Genomic DNA, 20,217 nt, shown 5'->3' on the forward strand with positions numbered 1-20,217 from the left:
GCCGCGGCGCGCGCGATCGCCGTGTGCGGGTCGCCCGCCGGCCGCGCGGCCCGCGCCGCGGCCAGCAGCAGCTCCGCCTTGCGGGTCGACTGGCCGCCGATGCCGTCCAGTTCGGCGATCGCCGCGTCCGCCTCGGCCAGCGCCTCCGGGGCGAGCCCGGCCGCCATCAGGACCTCGCAGCGCCGGATGCTGAGCATGAACGTCGGCGTGCCGAGCCCGGCGTACCGCTGCTCGGCCTCGTCGAGCAGCCGCAGCGCCGCCGGGATGTCGCCCTCCCGGAACGCCGCCAGGCCACGGCTCTCCACGGCGTCGGCCTTGTCGTGCTCCTGGCCGGTGGTGTCCCACAGCGCCTGAGCCGCGGCGAAGTCGGCGTTGGCCCGCTCCACCGCGCCCAGCGCCAGGTGCACGGTGGCCCGCAGCGTCAGCGCCCGCGCCGTCCAGATCACGTCGTCGGCCTGCCGCAGTACGGGAATCGCCCGCCGTACGTCCTCCAGCGCCTCGCGGTGCCGGCCCAGCACCCACCACACGTACGCCCGCCGGTACAGCACCCGCGCCCGGGTGTGTCCCGTCCCGCGCGCGACCCCGCGCTCGAACGCCGCCAGCCCCTGCCTGGTGCGCCCCGCGTGCACCAACGCGACCCCGAGCGTGGCCAGTACGTCGGCCTCCCGCTCGGCCGAGTCCGCCCGCGCCGCCAGGTCCCGGGCCCGCCGCAGATGCCACAGCGCCAGGCGCAGGTCGCCGAAGTCACGCTGCCAGATGCCGATCACCTGGTGGGCGACGGAGCCGTGCAGCGGCGGCGGACCGGCGTCGAGCAGCCCCCGGGCCCGCGCCAGGGCCTCGCCGGGGGCGGCGAACACCATGGGCAGCAGTTCGAGGACCGAGGCGCTTCGGACTGTCACGTGTCGGATGGTAGTGGCCTGGTGGTGGCCCTGTAACCGCGTCGGGCGGGCCTGACGCTGTATCAAGTGAGCCCCACTCGGCTCTGACTGACGAACCACCGCACCAACGGGAGGACACGCCATGGCACCTCAGCGATTCCGCGAGCAGTTCGACCAGATCCAGCGCTCGATGCCGGACGTGCCGCTGGCGATGGGCCCGGACGACTCGGCCGAGTTCCTCTACGAGAAGGGCGTCGTCCTCGCCCGCGACGGCGAGGAGGCCCGCCTCGTGGAGGACACCGTCCGCGCACACTTCACCGAGGCGCCCGGTCTGATGGCCGACCGCGTGCGCCGGGCGGGCCCCGAGACCAACCGCACCGGCATCACCCGCATCCAGGTCGGCGACCCGGGCCGCGACGACCGCGGCGGCGACCGTGCCGTCGCCCACGCGCTGCGCGCCCTGCGCGAGCCCGAGGGCCGGGCCGGACGGCGGCTGGTCAGCCGCAACCACGTGGTGTCCATCGCGGTCAACGCCTGCCCCGGCGACGAGCCCGTGCCCGCCCCGTTCGCCCGGGGCACCAACCCGGCGCCCGCCGAGACCGCCTACGACGAGGACACCGCCGTCGGTGTCCTCGTCGTCGACACCGGCCTCATGCACGACTACCGCTCGGTCCCGCTGCTGGCCCGCGTCCAGGGCGACGCCCAGGTGAGAGAGACCGACGACGCCGGAGTCCTGCAGCAGTACGTCGGCCACGGCACGTTCATCGCGGGGCTGGTCGCGGCCGTCGCACCCAACACCGACATCACCGTGCGCGGCACCCTCAACGACGCCGGGGCCATCCTGGAGTCCGACTTCGGGCACAGACTCTTCGAGGCCGTCGACGCCGGCGGCTGGCCCGACATCATCAGCCTGTCCGCCGGAACATCCAACGGCCGCACCGACGGACTGCTCGGCGTCGACGCCTTCATGCGGGAACTGCGCGCCCGGGGCACCCTCCTCGTGGCGGCCGCCGGAAACAACGGCAGCGCCACCCCGTTCTGGCCCGCCGCCTACGCCGACCTGCCCGAATACGCCGGCTCCGTGCTGTCCGTCGGCGCCCTGCGCGGCGACGGCGAACACGGCGCCTGCTTCAGCAACCACGGCGCCTGGGTGAAGGCGTACGCCCCCGGCGAGCGGCTGACCAGCACCCTCACCGGCTTCGAGACGCCCGTGCCGTACGTCTACCAGCACTCCACCTACGACGCCTGCCGATACGGCTTCGGCTACGCCTGCACCTGCCAGTCCCCACGCCACACCGGTGTGCTCAGCGAAGGACAGGAGACCGCCTCCGCCAAGCCGGACCAGGTGATGTTCGAGGGGTACGCGCACTGGAGCGGGACCTCCTTCGCCACCCCCGTCGCCGCCGGCATGGTCGCCGCCCACATGACGGCGCACAAGGAGCGCGACCCGCGTGCGGCCCGGCGTCAACTGCTCCGGGCCACGACCGAGTACGCCGAAGTACGCGGGGCGCACGTGCCGGCGCTGCGCCCGCCCACCTGGCGTCCCGTCCCCGTCGTCCGGCTCACTCCGCCGGCATGAGGGCCGGAACCGTCCCCTCCGCGGCGTACCATGACATGCCGTATCCGAGGGGTGAGATCGTGGACCGTGCAGAAGTCGGCGCGCTCGTCCAGTCCGCCGTCGACGGCGACGCGGCGGCCTGGAAGGCGCTGGTGGAGGGGCTCAGCCCGCTGGTGTGGTCCGTCGTGCGCGCCCACCGGCTCTCCGACGCCGACGGGCACGAGGTGTACCAGACGGTCTGGTTCCGCTTCGCCCAGCACCTCGGGCGGATCCGGGAACCCGGCAAGGCGGGCTCGTGGCTGGCGAGTACCGCGCGCAACGAGTGCCTGAAGACGCTGCGGAGCCTGAGCCGGCTGACGGTGACGGACGATCCGCGGCTGCTGGACCGGGTGAGCGAGGAGAGCACGCCGGAGCAGTCGCTGCTCGACTCCGAGGAGGCCGCCGCGCAGAGCGAGCGGATCCGCCGGCTGTGGCAGGAGTTCGAGAAACTCGGCGACCGCTGCCGTCAGTTGCTGCGCGTGCTGATCGCCTCGCCGCCGCCCAGCTACCAGGAGGTGTCCGCGGCGCTGGGGGTCGCCGTGGGCAGCATCGGACCTCTGCGCCAGCGCTGTCTGCGGCGCCTGCGCGCACGACTCGACGCACGGGGGACGACGTGAGCGACCACAAGGACCGCCGGAACCGCCAGGACCACCAGGAAGGCTCGTACGACGACGAGCCGGACGAGGGCCTGTTGGACGAGGGCCTGTTGGACGAGGGCCGGCTGGAGCAGGAGTTGCGGCAGGCCGCGGCCATCCTCGACCCCGTCCCGGACCAACTGCTCCAACTGGCCGTGGAAGCCTACGCGTTGCACGACCTGGACGCCCGCATCGCCGAGCTGACCTTCGACTCGCTCGTCGACGCCATCCCGGTCAGGGGGGCGACGGACCCGCCGCGGATGCTGACCTTCCAGGCCGGTGACCTGACCGTGGACGTCGAGGTCACCGGGGACGGACTGATGGGACAGCTGCTGCCGCCGCAGCCGGCCCGCATCGAGGTGCTGGGCGGCCCGCGGGCGGGCGCCGCGCTCACCGCCGACGACCTGGGCCGCTTCACCGGCGACGCACCGCCCTCCGGCCCGTTCGCACTGCGGCTGCGCGCGGGCGGGGAGCTCGTGGTCACCCAGTGGATGCGGGCCTGACCGGGCCGGCCGAGATCAGCGGCCCAGATCGTCGACGAGGGCGGCCAGCGCCTCGGCGAGCCGGTCCAGCCCGGAGCCCGCGGGACCGCCCGGCTCGGCCATGTACGTGTCCCGGCGTATCTCCACCATCAGGGCGCCGACGCGGGCGTCGCTCTCGTAGAACTCCATCGGGACGTAGGCGCCCTTGAACGGGCTGTCCAGCCCCGTCTCCCCGCACGGCTCGAACGCCCTGCGGGCGAGCTCCGTCAGCTCGGGCGGAGTGTGGAAGGCGTCGGTGCCCAGGCATACGGGCGGCCGGGGGCCCTCGCCGTGCAGCTCATAGGGCAGCACGGCGCTCGGGTAGGAGTGCACGTCGATGATCACGGCCCGCCCGGTCGCGGCCAGCCGGTCCGCGACGGCCTTGGTCATGGCCTCGGCGTACGGCCGGAAGTACCGCTCGATCAGCGGCTCGGGGTCGGTGTCCGCCGCCCGCAGCACGCCCCGGTGCGTGGTCCGCGTGTACACCGCGCCCATCCCGACGGCGAGCATCTCCTCCCGCTCGTCCGGGAACCGCTCCGGATCCACCACCAGCCGCGACAGCCGGTTGACGAACCGCCACGGCGTCACCCCGGCCAGCCCGGCCGCCACCTCGGCGATCCGCGCGGTGTGCGAGTCGGTGATGTGGTCCAGCTCCCGCTCCAGCGCCCCGTCGTCCAGCACGATCCCCGCCCGCACGTCGGCCGGTATCTCCCGCGCCGAGTGCGGCACGTGCAGGATCACGGGAGAGTCGCCGGCGCCGGGAAGGAGTTCGAAGGACGGTGCGGTGTCGGGCACGGAAGGGCTCCCGAGGCTCGAGGAACAGGACACCTCGATCATGCCGCACACCACTGACAACGCGGCTCAGCCCACCCCCAGCAGCTCCCGGACCAGCCCCCCCACCTGCTCCGTCTCCACGAGGAAGCCGTCGTGACCGCACGACGACTCGATCACCCGGAGGCGGTCGGAGCCCGGGATGCCGGCGGCCAGCTCCTCCTGCTGGGCGAGCGGGTAGAGACGGTCGGAGTCGACCCCGGCCACCAGCGTCGGGGCGGTCACCCGGCGCAGGGCGGTGCGCACACCGCCCCGGGCACGGCCGGCGTCGTGGGCGTTCATCGCCTCGGCCAGGACGACGTAGCTGGCCGCGTCGAACCGCCTTACCAGCTTGTCCGAGTGGTGGTCGAGGTAGGACTCCACCTGGTAGCGGCCACCGTGCCACGGGTGCTCCGTGCCCTGCGGGGCACGGCCGAAACGGAGCTGGAGTTCGGCCTCGCTGCGGTAGGTGACATGGGCGAGACGGCGGGCCAGACCCAGGCCGGCGTGCGGTCCGGGACCGGTGTCGTGGTAGTCGCCGCCGCGCCAGTGCGGGTCGCTGCGGATGGCGTGCAGCTGGACGCTCGCCCAGGCGATCTGCTCCGCGCTCGCCGCCGCCGCCGTGGCGAGCAGCAGCAGGGAGCCCGTGCGCTCCGGATACGACACCGCCCACTCCAGGGCCCGCATCCCGCCCATCGAGCCGCCGACCACCAGGGCCCACCTGTCGATGCCCAGCGCGTCCGCCAGGTCCCGCTCGGCCGCCACCTGGTCCCGCTGGGTCACGAACGGGAAGGCCCCGCCCCAGCTCCGCGCTCCGTCGGGCCGAGGCGAGGCCGGTCCCGTACTGCCCTGACAGCCGCCCAGCACGTTCGGTGCGACGACGAACCACCGGTCGGTGTCCAGCGCCCGGCCCGGCCCGACCAGACCCTCCCACCAGCCCGGCGTGGGATGACCGGGCCCGGCCGGCCCGGTGACATGGCTGTCACCGGTGAGCGCGTGCAGCACCAGCACCGCGTTGGAGCCGTCCGGGGCCGGTCGGCCCCACGTCTCGAACGCCAGCCGTACGCCCGGCAGTTCACCCCCCGCTTCCAGCGGCAGCGGCCGACGCAGGCTGTGCCACTGGCGGCGCCCCGGCGGATCCCCCTCCCGCCAGGCCCCGGAGGCCGGCGGGAGGGGGAGCGGGTCCGCGTGGGAGGCGGTCACGGTGTTCAGGGCGCCGCCTTGGACGCGCGGAAGCCGGCCTCCAGGTCGGCCTTGAGGTCGTCGAGGCTCTCGATGCCGACCGACAGCCGTACCAGGCCCGGCGCGGTCCCGGTCGCCGCCAGCTGCTCCTCGTCCAGCTGGCTGTGCGTGGTGGACGCCGGGTGGATGATCAGGCTCCGTACGTCGCCGATGTTGGCGAGATGGCTGAACAGCTCCACCCCGTCCACGAACCGCTTGCCCGCCTCGACCCCGTCGCGCAGCTCGAAGGAGACCACCGCCCCCGCACCGCGCTGCAGGTACGTGCGCCCCGCCTCGTACCAGGGGCTGGAGGGAAGTCCCGCGTAGTGGACCGCCGAGACCTCGTCGCGCTGCTCCAGCCACTCCGCGAGGGCCTGCGCGTTGGCGGAGTGCCGCTCCATGCGCAGGCTCAGCGTCTCCACGCCCTGCAGCAGCAGGAACGCCGAGTGCGGGGACAGCGCCGGCCCCAGGTCGCGCAGCAGCTGCACCCGCAGCTTGGCGGCGAACGCGCCCGCTCCGAGCGCCGGCCAGTAGCGCAGACCGTGGTAGCTGGGGTCGGGCTCGGTGAAGTCCGGGAAGCGGTCGGCGTGCGCGCCGAAGTCGAAGGTGCCGCCGTCCACCACGACACCCGCGAGCGTGGTGCCGTGCCCGCCGAGGAACTTGGTCGCCGAGTGGACCACGACGTCCGCGCCGTACTCGATGGGGCGCAGCAGGTAGGGCGTCGCCACCGTGTTGTCCACGATCAGCGGCACGCCCGCCGTGTGCGCCACGTCGGCGACCGCCCGCACGTCCAGCACGTTGCCGCGCGGGTTGCCCAGCGTCTCCGCGAACAGCGCCTTGGTGTTCGGCCGGATCGCCGCCCGCCAGGCGTCCAGGTCGTCCGGGTCGTCCACGAACGACACCTCGATGCCGAACTTCGGCAGGGTGTGCCGGAACAGGTTGTACGTGCCGCCGTACAGCGACGCACTGGACACGATGTGGTCGCCGGCGCGCGCGACGGTCAGCAGCGCGAGCGTCTCCGCGGCCTGCCCGGAGGACAGCGCCACCGCGGCGACTCCGCCCTCGAGCGCCGCGATCCGCTGCTCGAAGACGTCCTGGGTGGGGTTGTGGATACGGGTGTAGATGTTGCCGGGCTCGGCGAGCGAGAACAGATCGGCGGCGTGCTGCGTGTCCCGGAAGGCGAACGACGTGGTCTGGTAGATCGGCGTCGCCCGCGCGCCGGTCGTCGGGTCGGGCGCGGCCCCGGCGTGCACCTGCTTGGTCTCGAACGACCAGGCGGGGGTGCCGGGCCCGGCGGGCGCCTCGTCGGACGTCTGGCCGGCGGTGACGGCGTCGACGGGCTGGGCGGGGTCGCTCATGGTGCTCCTCGTACGAAGGGGGGTGGTGCCGGATGCCAAGATGCCAGGTGCCGTGCGCTGCGTGCCGCAGGAGGCATCCCGGGCAAGCGCGAGCGCATGCGTGACCTGAGAGGGGAGAGCGAGAAGGAGGACCGGCGCGCTGGAGCGGAATGCCGGTTCGCGGAACGTCAACTCGCGGGGACGTCAGTCGGCAAGGCGACAACCCATGCTGGTGACACGTACGTAGTCGACGTGGCGGCGGATCACAAGCATGGTCATGCGACCAGGTAAGCACAGTGCACCGCGGAGTGCCAGAGCCGGGTGGTATACGCCACACAGCCGTCACAAAAGGGTCCGCCCCGGCCGGCGGAGCGCCGGTCGGGGCGGATGGGTGGAGGACCGTCGGGTCTCCGGGCGTCAGGCCCGGCGGGTCACCCGTGTCTCCCGTGTCACCCGGGTCAGCCCAGGGAGGCCAGGGCCTCGTTCCAGGTGGCCGACGGGCGCATGACCTCGGCGGCCTTGGCCGGGTCGGGCTGGTAGTAGCCGCCGATGTCGGCCGGCTTGCCCTGGGCGGCGATCAGCTCGTCGACGATCGTCTGCTCGCCCGCGGCGAGCGTCTCGGCGAGCGGGGCGAAGGCCTTGGCCAGGTCCGCGTCGTCGGTCTGCCGGGCCAGCTCCTGCGCCCAGTACAGGGACAGGTAGAAGTGGCTGCCGCGGTTGTCGATGCCGCCGACGCGACGGGTCGGGGACTTGTTCTCGTTCAGGAACGTCGCCGTGGCCCGGTCGAGGGTGTCGGCGAGGACCTGCGCACGCGCGTTGCCGGTGGTCTTGGCGTACTGCTCCAGGGACGGCACCAGGGCGAAGAACTCGCCCAGGGAGTCCCAGCGCAGGTAGTTCTCCTTGACCAGCTGCTGCACGTGCTTGGGCGCGGAGCCGCCGGCGCCCGTCTCGAACAGGCCGCCGCCCGCCATCAGCGGGACCACCGACAGCATCTTGGCGCTGGTGCCCAGCTCCAGGATCGGGAACAGGTCGGTGAGGTAGTCGCGCAGCACGTTGCCGGTGACGGAGATGGTGTTCTCACCGCGGCGGATGCGCTCCACCGACAGCTTCGTCGCCTCGACGGGGGACAGGATCCTGATGTCCAGACCCTCGGTGTCGTGCTCCGGCAGGTACTGCTCGACCTTGACGATCAGGTTGGCGTCGTGGGCGCGGCCCTCGTCCAGCCAGAACACGGCCGGGTCGCCGGTGGCGCGGGCGCGGGTGACGGCCAGCTTCACCCAGTCCCTGATCGGGGCGTCCTTGGTCTGGCAGGCGCGGAAGATGTCGCCGGCCGAGACCGTCTGCTCGAGCACGGCGTTGCCGGCCTGGTCGACGAGGCGGACCGTGCCGGTGACCGGGATCTCGAAGGTCTTGTCGTGGCTGCCGTACTCCTCGGCCTTCTGCGCCATCAGGCCGACGTTCGGGACGGAGCCCATGGTCGACGGGTCGTAGGCGCCGTTGGCCCGGCAGTCCTCGATGACGACCTGGTAGACGCCCGCGTAGGAGGAGTCCGGCAGAACCGCGAGCGCGTCGTGCTCCTGGCCGTCCGGACCCCACATGTGGCCGGAGGTGCGGATCATGGCCGGCATGGAGGCGTCGACGATCACGTCGGAGGGGACGTGCAGGTTGGTGATGCCCTTGTCGGAGTCCACCATCGCCAGCTCGGGGCCCTCGGCGAGCTCGGCGTCGAAGGAGGCCTTGATCTCGGCGCCCTCGGGCAGGGACTCCAGGCCCTTGTAGATGCCGCCCAGACCGTCGTTCGGGGTCAGGCCGGCCGCGGCGAGCGCCTCGCCGTACTTCGCGAACGTCTTCGGGAAGAAGGCACGCACCACGTGACCGAAGATGATCGGGTCGGAGACCTTCATCATCGTGGCCTTCAGGTGCACGGAGAACAGCACGCCCTCCTGCTTGGCGCGGGCGACCTGCGCGGTCAGGAACTCGCGCAGCGCGGCGACGCGCATCACGGAGGCGTCGACGACCTCGCCCTTGAGGACGGGCACGGACTCGCGCAGCACGGTGGTGGAGCCGTCGTCGCCCTTCAGCTCGATGCGCAGCGCACCGTCCTCGGCGAGGACGACGGACTTCTCGGTGGAGCGGAAGTCGTCGACACCCATCGTCGCCACATTGGTCTTGGACTCGGCACTCCAGGCGCCCATGCGGTGCGGGTGGGTCTTGGCGTAGTTCTTGACCGAGGCGGGGGCGCGGCGGTCGGAGTTGCCCTCACGCAGCACCGGGTTCACCGCGGAGCCCTTGACCTTGTCGTAGCGGGCACGGATCTCCCGCTCCTCGTCGGTCTTCGGGTCGTCCGGGTAGTCCGGCAGCGCGTAGCCCTGGCCCTGCAGCTCGGCGACCGCGGCCTTGAGCTGCGGGATCGACGCCGAGATGTTCGGCAGCTTGATGATGTTGGCCTCGGGCGTCTTGGCGAGTTCGCCCAGCTCGGACAGCGCGTCGGCGATCCGCTGCTCCTCGGTCAGGTACTCCGGGAACACGGCGATGATGCGGCCGGCCAGCGAGATGTCACGGGTCTCCACAGCGACACCCGCCTGAGCCGCGTAGGCCTTGACCACCGGCAGGAAGGAATACGTCGCCAGGGCCGGGGCCTCGTCAGTGTGGGTGTAGATGATGGTCGAGTCAGTCACCGGGTGCTCCGCTCCACGTCTGCAACATTACTCGACATCAAGATATCCCGTGAGCGCCCGTGACTCGACAGGGGCCTGTCCCGGACGGGGAAGCGACCGCGGAGGCGCGGCCTTGACCTCGAGGTTGCTTGAGGTCCTAGGTTCTGTCCCATGAGCATGGAAACCACCGCCTGGACGCAGCTGCACAGCGTCATGACCGCCCAGCAGGAGCGCCGCCCGCTCGCCCGCGCGACGCTGCGCCGCATCGGCGCGTTCGCCCGACCCCACCGCCGCCGTATCGCGCTGTTCGTCGCCCTGGGGGTGATGACCGCCCTGCTGGCCGTGGCGACCCCGGTGCTCGCCGGCCGTGTCGTCGACGTGATCGTGTCGCGGGGCGACCGGGGCACGGTCGTACGACTGGCCCTGCTCATCGCGCTGATCGCGGTGGCCGAGGCGGCCCTCGGCATCCTCGGCAGACGCCTGTCGGCCACGCTCGGCGAGGGACTGATCCTCGATCTGCGCACGGCCGTGTTCGACCATGTGCAGCGGATGCCGGTCGCGTTCTTCACGCGCACGCGTACCGGAGCGCTCGTCTCCCGCCTCAACAACGACGTCATCGGCGCCCAGCGGGCCTTCAGCAACACCCTGTCCGGAGTGGTGAGCAACATCGTCACCCTCCTGCTCACCCTCGCCGTCATGCTCACCCTCTCCTGGCAGATCACGCTGCTCGCACTGGTGCTGCTGCCGGTGTTCGTGGTTCCCGCCCGCCGGATGGGCAGCCGGATGGCCCGCATGCAGCGGGAGGCGGCCACGCTGAACGCGGCGATGGGCACCCGCATGACGGAACGCTTCTCCGCCCCCGGCGCCACCCTGGTCAAGCTCTTCGGCCGCCCCGAGCAGGAGTCGGAGGAGTTCGCGGCCCGCGCCCGCCGGGTGCGGGACATCGGCATCCGTACGGCGACCGCGCAGTCCGCGTTCATCACCGCGCTCACCCTGGTGTCGTCCCTCGCCCTGGCCCTGGTCTACGGCCTCGGCGGCTTCTTCGCCCTGCGCGGCACCCTGGAGCCGGGCGCGATCGTCTCGCTGGCCCTGCTCCTGACCCGGCTGTACGCGCCGCTCACGGCGCTCGCCGGGGCGCGCGTGGAGGTGATGAGCGCCCTGGTCAGCTTCGAGCGCGTCTTCGAGGTGCTCGACCTCGAACCCCTGATCAAGGAGAAGCCGGGCGCCCGCGAGGTGCCGGACGGCCCGGTCGCGGTCGAGTTCGACGGGGTCCGCTTCGGCTACCCCTCCGCCGACAAGGTCTCCCTGGCCTCCCTGGAGGAGGTCGCGACCCTCGACACCCGCGGCGGCGCCGAGGTCCTGCGCGGCATCTCCTTCCGCGCCGAACCCGGCCGGACCGTCGCCCTCGTCGGCTCCTCCGGCGCCGGCAAGTCGACGATCGCCGGGCTGCTGCCCCGCCTGTACGACGTCGACGAGGGCGCCGTGCGTGTCGGCGGTGTCGATGTACGGGACCTGACCTTCGCCTCCCTGCGGTCAACCCTCGGCATGGTCACCCAGGACGGCCACCTCTTCCACGACTCGGTGCGCGCCAACCTCCTCCTGGCCCGCCCCTCGGCGAGTGACGAGGAGCTGTGGGACGCCCTGCGCCGCGCCCGCCTCGACGACCTCGTCCACTCCCTGCCCGACGGCCTGGACACGGTGGTCGGTGAGCGCGGCTACCGCCTGTCCGGCGGCGAACGCCAGCGCATGACCATCGCCCGGCTGCTGCTCGCCCGCCAGCGGGTCGTCATCCTCGACGAGGCCACCGCCCACCTCGACAACACCTCCGAGGCGGCCGTCCAGGAGGCGCTGACCGAGGCCCTGGAGGGCCGCACCGCGGTCGTGATCGCCCACCGCCTGTCCACGGTCCGCACCGCGGACCTCATCCTGGTCGTCGAGGAGGGCCGGATCGTCGAACGCGGCACCCACGACGAGCTCCTCGCCGCGGACGGCCGGTACGCGGAGCTGTACCGCACGCAGTTCGAGCAGCGGTCGGAGGAGGCGGTGGCGTAGGGAGCGCCGGAGGGCACGGGTGGCCGCCGCCCCCGCTCACCGCGGGGGCGGCGGCAGTGACGGTGTCCGGTCCGCGTACGGGGTGAAGTGCGCCGGTGCGTGGTCGATGGGCGGCAGGTCGGAGCGCCAGGACGTGAGGATCTGGGCACTGCACACGAACAGCCCCCGCGGCAGTTCGTCCAGGGCCCACCACCGCCAGCCGCCCACGCTCTCGTGCGGCTGGTCGGACGGCTCGCCCTGCCACGCCGTGACGACGGCGCCGACGGTGACGCGGACGACGTGGTCGACGAGTGTGCCCAGCAGCCTCACGTCCCGGGGCTGTGCCACGAGCCCGGTTTCCTCGGCGAGTTCGCGCACGACGGTGTCGTGGAGGGACTCTCCGGGTTCGACGGTGCCGCCGGGCAGCTCCCAGGCGAGTAACCGTGGTCCGGCCGGCGTTGGCCGTAGGTCGGCCGGCTCGGTTCGGGTGCGGGGTGTGCCATCACAGATGCATTCCTTCCGGCGGCGAGTACCGGACCGTACCGGACCCGCCGCCGGTGGAGGGGCCGCGCCACGGGGCCTGAATGCCGGGAGCCGGGGCGCGACCGTGTGCCTGGGCGGGGCGCTCTGCCCCGCCCAGGGCCCGGCAGCTGTGACCTACCAGTTGACCTACCAGCGGTTGCGGTGCACGACCTCTTCGACCGGGCGGCGGCTCACCGGACCGAACCTGCCGCGCGGCCACCCCACCGGGATGGCCGCGAAGGTGTTCATGTCCTCGGGAATGCCGAGGGCCGCCTTCCACTCGTCCTCCAGCATCAGGTGCCAGATGGTGATGTTGGCGGCCAGGCCCAGGCCCCGCGCGGCGAGCAGCAGGTTCTGCACGCCCGGGTAGACGCAGGAGCCCTCCGCGAGGGCGCTGAAGCGCTCCTGGATCTTCGCCATGCGTGCCGTCGCCTCGGCGCCGAGCGCCTCGGCGTAGAGCCGTACGCCCTCCTCCTCGATCCTCGGCTCCGGGAACCGGTAGCAGGGGATGATCAGCGCCGGGGTCTCGGCGAAGTGGTCGCGCTGGTACTCGATGGCGGCGACCATGCGTGCGTACGCGGCCTCGTCCATGCCGGCGGGGGCGTACTTGCCGGTCGTGGCCAGGTAGGCGTCCACGCACCGCTTCCACAGCGGTGCGAGGTCGGCCATGACCGTGGGGTCGGTGACGACGACGTACTCGTAGCGCTGCATGTTGCCGCCGCTGGGGCCCCAGACGGCCGCCTGTATCAGCCGGTCCAGGAGTTCGTCGGGCACCGGGTCGGGCCGGAGGCGCCGCATGGCCCGCATGGTGGACATGGTCGCGAAGAGGGCCGGTTCGGCGGCGTCGCCGGCCGGTGCCTTGGAAGGGGTGACTTCAGTGGTCATGATCGTGAGTGTAGGGACTTCGAGCCCAAGCCGGCCCACCCGATCACGCCTGCATCACCGAGCCGGAGGAACGTAACTGCCCAAATTCTGACTACTCATGACAATATGTCAGCCAGCGTGCTTCAGGGGCGATCACCCGGCTCCGGTGCCCGAGAGTGCGCCGAAGTGAAGTGAGCGGGAGTCGATGAGCGGCTTCGCCCACGAGGGAGCCGAGGTGCGGGTGACATGGTCGGAACCGGAAGCCGAACAGTCCGCCCTCCTCGTACCTGTCGTCGAGTCTCGGTTCGATCGGAGTGCGTGTCGCACAGCAGTGGCCCAGCGAGTTCCTCGACGGGGCGGGCCGACACCTTGGAGCAACGGCTTCGCCTCAGTCCTTCGCTCCGTAGGCCTTGCCGCCGCGACCGGTGCGCCGTCGGGGTGCGGTGGTGAGCCGGCGGCCGTCGAGGAACTCGCCGGGCTGCTGGTTGCGGCCGAACCATCCGTAATGCGGTGCGGACTTGTTCGTCCGGGAGGCGCCGCCTCGATCACCGTCGCGGTCGCGCGGCACTCGTGTCGAGAGACAGCTGCAGAGGCGGATCGTCGCGGTCAGGTGACAGGTTCGGAGCGGTCCTGCTGCAAGAGGTGGGTGCGCTCACCGGGTCCGCATGACACCGAAAGTTAAGCCGGTGGTCACCTGTACTCCGTCCACGCGAAGTCCCGACAGTGGACAAAGGGGAGGTACGTCAAACATGCACAGGAAAGGTGGCGTCCCATGCCGCACCTGCTGACCTCGCTCCTCACCCGAGTGGCAACCGCTGTGATCGAGGCGCTCGTCATCCGTCTGCTCGTCCAGCTGTGGAATGCCTGCGCCCGCAGTGGCCACCCGGCGTCGGCCGCGGCCTGAGGCACCTCAGGAAGGGACCGGCGCGCACCTCGTCCACCCCGGTGACCTGGTGAGGCACCGCTGATCCGCCCCAGGTACGTTCCTACGGCCGACCTGCGTCGGCGCACCGTGGACGCGCCGGCTGCCCCCGCCCCCGTCCCCGGGCCTACGCCGTAACCTCCGACCGGCCCCCGCCCTGCAGCGCGTGGAAGGAGCCGTCGCGGCCCGCCCGCCGGTAGGTGTGCGCGCCGGAGAAATCGTGCTGCCCTTGGGGCGGCGCGGCCGGCAGGCGCTCGGCGCGCAGGGCTCCGCAGGAGCAGCACCGATCGACCGCTCGTCCGCCGCCGCTTCCAGTCCCCGGCAACGGAAGCGCTGCCCGTGGTGCGTGCCGCCCCGACCCGGGGCGGCACCACGGTTTCCGGCAGAGCGCGGGCCGACCTTCAGGACGGCGGCCCGTACCGCCGTCGAGCTTTCCTGAGTCCGTGCACCGTGTCCGAACCGCAGCGGAACGTCGTCGTCCGGGCGGAGACGGTGTCAAGGCGGCATCAAGAATGTGTAAAGATTGCTGGGAGCAGGCAATGTTCTGTCACCCGGTCGCATGGCAGTATGCACGCGAGGGAGGTCGTCGAGTGAAAGCGGGGGCCGAATGAGCTGGTTCGTGGGTCTCGGCATCGCGGGGCTGGTCCTGCTGGTGCTCTCGCTGATCTTCGACGGGATTCTGGAAGGCCTGTTCGGCGGGGTGTTGGACGGGATGTTCGACGGGCTGTTGTCGCTGCCGGTCATCGCCGGATTCGTGTCCATGCTCGGCTTCGGCGGGGCGATCGCACTCGGCACCATGGGGCTGGGGGTCACGGGGGCAACAGCGGTCGGTGTGGTGGCGGGCGTCGCCGCGGGCTGGTTGACGTGGAAATTCAGCCGCGCCCTGATGCGGGATCAGGGCGATGCCGCTCCACGGGGCGGCGATCTCGTCGGCAGCTCCGGGTCCGTGGTGACCGCCATTCCGGCCGAGGGGTACGGCGAGGTATTGGTGTACCTCGCCGGGCAGCCGCTGAAGCTGGCCGCGAAGTGTTCGGTGCCCGTGGCGCGGGGTGCCGAGATCTGGGTGGAGTCGGCGCTGTCCGCGACCTCGGTCGCGGTCCGACCGGTCGAGCGCTGACCGATCGAGCACTGGCCGGCTGGGGCGGCGCGCCACACCACGACGCACACATGCCTGCTGTTTCGTCTTCCTTCCGCGTCCGTTTCCGATCTGTTCCTGTTCCTGTTCCGATCCGATTCGCCGTCCCCCGGGAGGGCTGAGGGGATTTCACGCACATGAGCCCTGTACTGATCGCCGTGATCGGAGTCGTCGTACTCCTGGTCCTGCTGGCCCTCGTGGTCGTCACCCGCTACAAGGTCGCGGGTCCCAGCGAGGCGTTCATCGTCACCGGACGGCGCGGCAAGAAGTCCACCGACCCCGAGACCGGCCGGATCTCCACCGACAACAGCGGCCAGAAGGTCGTGGTCGGCGGCGGTGTCTTCGTCGTGCCCTTCGTCCAGCAGAAGTTCACCCTCGACCTGTCCAGCCGGCACATTCCGGTGGCCGTCCGGGGCGCGGTCACGCTGCGCGGGGTGAAGGCCAACCTGGAGGGCGTCGCCATCGTCAAGGTCGGCGGCACCGAGGACTCCATCCGCGCCGCGGCCCAGCGCTTCCTCCAGCAGCAGGACGGCATCGTCGGGTTCACCCAAGAGGTGCTGTCCGGCGCGCTGCGCTCCATCGTCGGGCGGATGTCCGTCGAGGACATCATCCGTGACCGGGCCGCCTTCGCCGGACAGGTCGCCGAGGAGGCCGAGGCCAGCCTGTCCGGGCAGGGACTGGTATTGGACGCCTTCCAGATCCAGGACATCACCACCGAGGGCTCCTACCTGGAGGACCTCGGCCGGCCCGAGGCGGCCCGCGCCAAGCAGGAGGCCGACATCGCCGAGGCCGTCGCCCGACGCGCCTCCGAGCAGGCCCGCCTCAAGGCGGAGGAAGAGATCGCGATAGCCCAGCGCACCTACGCCCTGAAGCAGGCCGAGATCAAGGCCGAGACGGACGAGGCCGCCGCCCGCGCCAACGCCGCCGGTCCGCTCGCCGAGGCCGCCCGGCAGCAGGAGGTCCTGCAGGAGCAGGAGAAGGTCGCCGCCCGGCAGGCCGCGCTGACCGACCGCGAACTGGACACCCAGGTCCGCAAGCCCGCCGACGCCGCCCGTTACCGGGCCGAGCAGGAGGCGGAGGCCCACCGCATCGCCCTGGTCAAGGAGGCGGAAGCGGCCGCCGAACGGGCACGGCTCACCGGTGAGGGCGAGAAGGCCCAGCGTGCGGCGCTCGCCGAGGCCGTTCGTATCGAGGGTGACGCCGAAGCGGCCGCGATCGCCGCCAAGGGCGCGGCGGAGGCCGACGCCATGCACAAGAAGGCCGACGCCTTCGAGCGGTACGGCGACGCGGCGGTGCTCCAGATGCTGGTCGAGGTGCTGCCGCAGGTCGTCGGCAAGGCGGCCGAGCCGCTGGCGGCCGTGGACAAGCTGACCGTCATCTCCACGGACGGCGCGGGCCAACTCCCGCGCACGGTCGCCGACAACGTCGCCCAGGGCATGGAGCTCCTCAGCTCCACCACCGGCGTCGACCTCGCCCAGCTCCTCCAGGGCATCGCCGGACGCGGCACGGCCAAGCTCCCGGAGCAAGCCGCACCCTCGACTCCGGCGCCGGCCGAGCCGTCCCGCATCAAGGTCGACACCACCGAGTAGAACCTGGAACGGGGTGACACGCCGACACCCCTGACCACGGAGCCCGGACGCCCGAACAGCGCCCGGGCTCCGCTGTTTCCGGGGCCGCCTGCAAGCCATCACCCGTTTGGGTGTCTTCCGGGGCGTTCCTATGCGCGACAGGCAGGCAGCACATCAGGGTACTAGTATGTACACGTACTACACGGTGAGGCGTCATGCCCTGGTGCCTTGAGATGACGAGCGAGGTCCGTGACTGGCTTCACCGGCTGAGGAAGGACGACCGTATGACCGCTCGGCTGGTCGGTCAGGCCATCCAGGCTCTCGTCGAGGAGGGCCCCGCCCTGGGCCGGCCACTGGTCGACCGTGTCAAGGGGGCCGAGCTGCACAACCTCAAGAACTACGGCCGGGATCAAGCGGGGCCAGTGAGGTTCGCGTTCTGTTCGCCTTCGACCCTCGGCGCCACGCGGTTCTCCTGGTCGCCGGAGACAAGGCAGGGCAGTGGTCCCGGTGGTACCAGTGGGCCATTCCAGTAGCGGAGGCCCGCTATGCCGAGTGGCTGGAGCATCTGGTACGGCGGCAGGAGGAGGGAGAGGAATGACAGAGTTTCACGCCTGGGACGACGTCAAACGCGAGGTCTTCGACGCGGAGGACCTCGAGGCGATCCACAGCGGCGCTCAGCGCATGGTGGCCGAGGCGCGTGCGCATCGGCTGGCCGAGATGCGAAGGCAGCTCGGTCTTACGCAGAGCGAGGTCGCCGCCCGTATGCATGTACGGCAGGAGCGGGTGTCGGCGATCGAACGGGGGAAGACGACTGCCGCGGAAGTCGGAACGATCGCCGCCTACATCGCAGCCCTCGGGGGCCAATTGGAGATCGTCGCGAACTTCAACGGTACGCGGGTTGTCGTCGCGTGAAGCAGCGCGGCACGCGTCGGCCCGCACCGGATCGTACGGGCGGACGCGTGCCGCGCTTCTTCTCCTTCTCCGCGACGGCCATATGAGGTGCCCCGATGTGGTCTCGGGCGGGTCGGTCAGGTCCGGTCCCGCCCGAGGTCCGCGACGAAGCCGGACCACGCGCTGCGTGCGAACGCGAGCTGGGGGCCGCCGCGTTCCTTGGAGTCCCGTACGCGTATGGCGGTCGCGTCGGCGGCGACCTCGATGCACTCGCCGCCTTCGTCACCGCTGTAGCTGCTCTTGAACCAGTTGAGCTGCGTGGACTGTTCGGTGTTCATAGGTCTCCCAGCATCTTCTCGATCAGGCACAAGGACTCGCGTGGGGTGAGCGCCTGCCCTCGGATGCTTCCATATTTCGCGGCCAGGACACGTACCTCTTCCGGGTCAGTGACAAGACGGCTGAAGTGCTGGACCTCCAGATAGGCGACCTGCGGTTTGCCCTTGGGGGTGAGCAGCGTGAACGGGCCGCCCATGCCTGCGTGGTCCTCGCTCCTGGTCGGCATGACCTGGATCTCAACATGGCGCAGACAGCCTGTCCGGAGGAGCTGTTCCAACTGGCCGCGCTGTACGTCCGGTCCACCGAACGGCTGGCGCAGAATGTTCTCCTGGATGATGGCGCTTACGGTCGGTGGTGGCCACCGCGTCATCAGTTCCTGGCGAGCCATCCTCGCGGCAACGCGTTGCTCGATGGTCTCCTCGTCGAAGAACGGCTGTCGGCTGGCGAACACGGCACGCGCGTACTCCCGAGTCTGAAACAGGCCCGGCACTGCCTGATTGGCGAAGTAACACAGCTGAACCGCCTCCGCCTCCAACCGTGCGTAGTCCCGGAACCACTCCGGATGCCGTACCCGCCGCCGCGTCTTCGCCCGCTCCACGTCCTCTGCTGCCGACTCCAGCAGGCCCCCGCACGCCAGCAACCGGTCCACCGCGACCAGCAGTTCGGGCTGCGGCGTCCGCCGCGCCCGTTCGACGGAGGAGATGGTCTCCTCGCCGTACCCGATCCGGTCGCCCAGCTCCTTCTGGCTCAGCCCGGCCCGCTCCCGGGCGACCTTGATCTGCCGGCCGAGGGTCCGGAACAGGTCCGCGACCTCCTCCGTGCCGTCCGCCTCGCCGCCCGTGGGAGCCCCCGTGCCCGGCCGCGCTGTCATGCCGCACCACCACCCAGTCTTCCGTGTCCGGAGGACGAACCGGCGAAGCCCCGGCCAGGTCACGGCCGTACGCCCGTACATCACACCGTCCGCACCGGGACAGTCACCCCGCGTACCGCCCGGTGTGCTCCACACGGTAGGCCGACTCGGTCACCCTCGGTGAGGTGAACCAGGAAACCGTCACCGCATCCGGTGAACCGACCGTCGTCACGGTCCGCTTCAGAACCCTGTTCCCCACCACTGCGCGGGGCGCGCACACCGCCCGCCACTCCGCCGAACACTGGCTCGCCATGCAGCAGGGACGGCCGGAGGCCGCCGCCGGCGACAGCATGGCCACAGCGTCCCTCCTCATCGCCGAACTGACCGCGAACGCCGCCCTGCACGGCCGAGTGCAGGGCAGGAACGCGCGCCTCGCCCTCACCCTGACGCCCACCACCCTCCGTATCGAGGTCACCGACGCGCGAAGCGACCGCCCGCCCGTGCCGACACCGGACGCCGACGCGGACGGCGAGTCCGGACGGGGGCTGCTCCTCGTCGCCTCACTCGCCGACGACTGGGGCTGCGAGCCCCACGACCCGGGCGGCAAGACGGTCTGGGCGGAGTGCACCCGCGCTTGACGCGAACCGCTACTTGACGAGCCCGGAGTACGTTTTCATGCCCTGTGGGCGTCAGTTTCGGCGGCACGTCCCGGCAATTGTCTGAGCTGCTTGTCACAAGACGAGGTTTTTATGCCCTGCGGGCGTCAGTTCCGGCGGAACTAAAGCTGGAAAGTCAGCTGGATCAGTTCGACCAGCGTTTCTATGCCCTGCGGGCGTCAGCTTCGGCGGCACCCCGGGGCAACCCAGGAGCCGAACCTCCCGCCGAAGTCGTTTCTATGCCCTGCGGGCGTCAGTTCTGGCGGAACCTTTCGTTTGAGGAGGGGCTTGTGGCCTGCAGTGATGATGCCGGGTGCGCGACGGCGTGTGCCAGCGTACCCAAGTAGATGTGGTGCACGTCACTGGCGATGCGGGCCGCGTAGCTGAGCTGCGGAAACAGGCCGCGCGGCAAAGGGCGTTTTCGAGGGCTGACGGTGTAGTGCGGTTACGGCCACCTCCGGTGTGGGGTGGGTGCGCGTCATGGGGATGCTCCGTCATACGATCCAGAAGTCGGCGCGTTTCTCCAGGCGGCGGTTGCCGAGGATGATCAGCTCGTTCAGGGTGGTCGCCGGGAGTGGGTAGAGGCGGATCTGGTCCTCGTCCCGGTCGATCAGTTTGCGTAGGGCGCCGCGGAGGCGCTGGACCTCTTTCTTCGTTGGCAGGGTGACATCGAAGACGCTGTACTGGATACGGGCGCCGTGGGCGGCCAAGAGGTCGGAGATCTCGCCGCGACGGTCGTTGTCGGCGATGTCGTAGCTGATCAGCAAGGTGTACGGCATTCGATGG

At 71.2% G+C, this 20,217-nt stretch carries 19 protein-coding genes and 2 pseudogenes; 10 read left to right on the forward strand and 11 right to left on the reverse strand.

Annotated features, from left to right (window positions below):
- On the reverse strand, positions 1 to 860 hold an 860-nt coding region (locus DEP02_RS09435), incomplete at its 3' end, for a tetratricopeptide repeat protein (protein WP_500299037.1).
- Positions 861 to 1,020: 160 nt separating this feature from the next.
- Here DEP02_RS09435 and DEP02_RS09440 point away from each other — a divergent pair.
- From DEP02_RS09440 to DEP02_RS09450, 3 genes are read left to right on the forward strand one after another with little or no spacing between them, the layout of a single operon-like run.
- Positions 1,021 to 2,457 (forward strand): S8/S53 family peptidase, encoded by a 1,437-nt coding sequence (locus tag DEP02_RS09440; protein ID WP_112466891.1) that lies wholly within the window; start codon positions 1,021 to 1,023, stop codon positions 2,455 to 2,457.
- Between the two features lie 35 nt (positions 2,458 to 2,492).
- Positions 2,493 to 3,092: an RNA polymerase sigma factor gene (locus DEP02_RS09445; RefSeq protein WP_198668362.1), complete on the forward strand. Its 600-nt coding sequence runs from the start codon at positions 2,493 to 2,495 to the stop codon at positions 3,090 to 3,092.
- Positions 3,089 to 3,613, forward strand: coding sequence for a hypothetical protein (locus DEP02_RS09450; RefSeq protein ID WP_112466892.1), 525 nt, complete (start codon positions 3,089 to 3,091; stop codon positions 3,611 to 3,613). The genes DEP02_RS09445 and DEP02_RS09450 overlap by 4 nt, the downstream gene beginning before the upstream one ends.
- A 15-nt stretch (positions 3,614 to 3,628) precedes the next feature.
- Here DEP02_RS09450 and DEP02_RS09455 read toward each other — a convergent pair whose 3' ends face one another.
- From DEP02_RS09455 to DEP02_RS09470, 4 genes are all read right to left on the reverse strand, one after another.
- Positions 3,629 to 4,426 carry an N-formylglutamate amidohydrolase gene (locus DEP02_RS09455; RefSeq protein WP_232839036.1) on the reverse strand — a complete coding sequence of 266 codons (798 nt, stop codon included), beginning with the start codon at positions 4,424 to 4,426 and terminating at the stop codon, positions 3,629 to 3,631.
- A gap of 66 nt (positions 4,427 to 4,492) precedes the next feature.
- A complete protein-coding gene (metX, locus tag DEP02_RS09460) occupies positions 4,493 to 5,644 on the reverse strand; it encodes a homoserine O-acetyltransferase MetX (RefSeq protein ID WP_112466893.1) in 1,152 nt (383 codons plus the stop codon).
- A 5-nt stretch (positions 5,645 to 5,649) separates the two neighbouring features.
- A complete protein-coding gene (locus tag DEP02_RS09465; protein ID WP_112466894.1) occupies positions 5,650 to 7,020 on the reverse strand; it encodes a bifunctional o-acetylhomoserine/o-acetylserine sulfhydrylase in 1,371 nt (456 codons plus the stop codon).
- 437 nt (positions 7,021 to 7,457) lie between these two features.
- The gene (locus DEP02_RS09470; RefSeq protein ID WP_112466895.1) at positions 7,458 to 9,677 is read right to left on the reverse strand and encodes an NADP-dependent isocitrate dehydrogenase; all 2,220 of its coding nucleotides are present in this window, start codon (positions 9,675 to 9,677) and stop codon (positions 7,458 to 7,460) included.
- Positions 9,678 to 9,833: 156 nt separating this feature from the next.
- Here DEP02_RS09470 and DEP02_RS09475 point away from each other — a divergent pair, with 156 nt between their 5' ends.
- A complete protein-coding gene (locus DEP02_RS09475; RefSeq protein ID WP_112466919.1) occupies positions 9,834 to 11,708 on the forward strand; it encodes an ABC transporter ATP-binding protein in 1,875 nt (624 codons plus the stop codon).
- 36 nt (positions 11,709 to 11,744) lie between these two features.
- Here the strand turns inward: DEP02_RS09475 and DEP02_RS09480 are convergent.
- From DEP02_RS09480 to DEP02_RS09490, 3 genes and pseudogenes are all read right to left on the reverse strand, one after another.
- A pseudogene (locus DEP02_RS09480) lies at positions 11,745 to 12,140 on the reverse strand (NUDIX hydrolase); the annotation flags it as partial.
- Between the two features lie 216 nt (positions 12,141 to 12,356).
- A complete protein-coding gene (locus DEP02_RS09485) occupies positions 12,357 to 13,094 on the reverse strand; it encodes a nitroreductase family protein (protein ID WP_112466897.1) in 738 nt (245 codons plus the stop codon).
- Between the two features lie 367 nt (positions 13,095 to 13,461).
- On the reverse strand, positions 13,462 to 13,641 hold the full coding sequence (locus DEP02_RS09490) for a hypothetical protein (RefSeq protein WP_112466898.1): 180 nt from the start codon (positions 13,639 to 13,641) through the stop codon (positions 13,462 to 13,464).
- Between the two features lie 204 nt (positions 13,642 to 13,845).
- Here DEP02_RS09490 and DEP02_RS35275 point away from each other — a divergent pair, with 204 nt between their 5' ends.
- The 5 genes and pseudogenes from DEP02_RS35275 to DEP02_RS09515 all read left to right on the forward strand — a co-directional run bounded on the left by DEP02_RS35275 (position 13,846) and on the right by DEP02_RS09515 (position 17,610).
- Complete coding sequence (locus DEP02_RS35275) at positions 13,846 to 13,977, forward strand: hypothetical protein (RefSeq protein WP_269809355.1); 132 nt, start codon at positions 13,846 to 13,848, stop codon at positions 13,975 to 13,977.
- A 625-nt stretch (positions 13,978 to 14,602) separates the two neighbouring features.
- Positions 14,603 to 15,112 (forward strand): NfeD C-terminal domain-containing protein, encoded by a 510-nt coding sequence (locus tag DEP02_RS09500; RefSeq protein WP_112466899.1) that lies wholly within the window; start codon positions 14,603 to 14,605, stop codon positions 15,110 to 15,112.
- A 155-nt stretch (positions 15,113 to 15,267) separates the two neighbouring features.
- The gene (locus DEP02_RS09505) at positions 15,268 to 16,719 is read left to right on the forward strand and encodes a flotillin family protein (RefSeq protein WP_112466900.1); all 1,452 of its coding nucleotides are present in this window, start codon (positions 15,268 to 15,270) and stop codon (positions 16,717 to 16,719) included.
- 212 nt (positions 16,720 to 16,931) lie between these two features.
- A pseudogene (locus DEP02_RS09510) lies at positions 16,932 to 17,296 on the forward strand (type II toxin-antitoxin system RelE/ParE family toxin).
- Positions 17,293 to 17,610: a helix-turn-helix domain-containing protein gene (locus DEP02_RS09515; protein WP_112466901.1), complete on the forward strand. Its 318-nt coding sequence runs from the start codon at positions 17,293 to 17,295 to the stop codon at positions 17,608 to 17,610. The pseudogene DEP02_RS09510 and the gene DEP02_RS09515 overlap by 4 nt, the downstream one beginning before the upstream one ends.
- A 116-nt stretch (positions 17,611 to 17,726) precedes the next feature.
- Here the strand turns inward: DEP02_RS09515 and DEP02_RS09520 are convergent, their stop codons facing one another.
- Positions 17,727 to 17,927 carry a DUF397 domain-containing protein gene (locus DEP02_RS09520; protein ID WP_112466902.1) on the reverse strand — a complete coding sequence of 67 codons (201 nt, stop codon included), beginning with the start codon at positions 17,925 to 17,927 and terminating at the stop codon, positions 17,727 to 17,729.
- The gene (locus DEP02_RS09525; RefSeq protein ID WP_112466903.1) at positions 17,924 to 18,796 is read right to left on the reverse strand and encodes a helix-turn-helix domain-containing protein; all 873 of its coding nucleotides are present in this window, start codon (positions 18,794 to 18,796) and stop codon (positions 17,924 to 17,926) included. Before DEP02_RS09525 ends, DEP02_RS09520 begins: the two co-directional genes overlap by 4 nt.
- A gap of 164 nt (positions 18,797 to 18,960) precedes the next feature.
- Between DEP02_RS09525 and DEP02_RS09530 the strand changes: the two genes are divergently transcribed.
- Positions 18,961 to 19,413, forward strand: coding sequence for an ATP-binding protein (locus DEP02_RS09530; protein WP_112466904.1), 453 nt, complete (start codon positions 18,961 to 18,963; stop codon positions 19,411 to 19,413).
- Between the two features lie 512 nt (positions 19,414 to 19,925).
- On the opposite strand, the gene cas2 is transcribed toward DEP02_RS09530, so the two are convergent.
- A complete protein-coding gene (cas2, locus tag DEP02_RS09535) occupies positions 19,926 to 20,210 on the reverse strand; it encodes a CRISPR-associated endonuclease Cas2 (RefSeq protein WP_112466905.1) in 285 nt (94 codons plus the stop codon).
- Positions 20,211 to 20,217: the final 7 nt, after the last annotated feature.

The sequence above is a fragment of the Streptomyces triticisoli genome (assembly GCF_003270085.1).
GTDB classification, from domain to species: domain Bacteria; phylum Actinomycetota; class Actinomycetes; order Streptomycetales; family Streptomycetaceae; genus Streptomyces; species Streptomyces triticisoli.